Origin of the sequence: Halomonas sp. SIMBA_159 (genome assembly GCF_046536035.1) — a bacterium.
GTDB lineage: Bacteria > Pseudomonadota > Gammaproteobacteria > Pseudomonadales > Halomonadaceae > Vreelandella > Vreelandella venusta_A.
Genome location: NZ_JAWJBT010001871.1, coordinates 1 through 228, shown reverse-complemented (window position 1 = coordinate 228; position 228 = coordinate 1). Strand labels below are relative to the sequence as shown.

Annotated in this window: 1 protein-coding gene; it reads right to left on the bottom strand. The window is 70.6% G+C overall.

Annotated features, from left to right (window positions below; all coding sequences use genetic code 11):
- The coding region (locus tag R0J87_RS25665; protein WP_498889835.1) for a hypothetical protein at positions 1-194 on the bottom strand (194 nt) is incomplete at its 3' end.
- Positions 195-228 lie beyond the last annotated feature (34 nt).

The window sequence follows — 228 nt, the reverse complement described above, 5'->3', positions numbered from 1 at the left end:
AGCGTGGCTTCAGATTTCCCCGGCTTGGCGGTCTTGAATGGCACGATGGCGCCGTGGTGCACCGCCGGCGCGGGGGAGAGGCTGAGGCGGGCGCGGGTGCAGACCGCCTTGAGCACCGACATCGGCTCGCACCGCTGGATGCCGGGGTTGCTGGCGACGGCCAGCGCCGCCGTCTTGAACCGACGCTGAGCCACGTCCGTCCCCGGTAGGGACTGGATCATCGTGCCC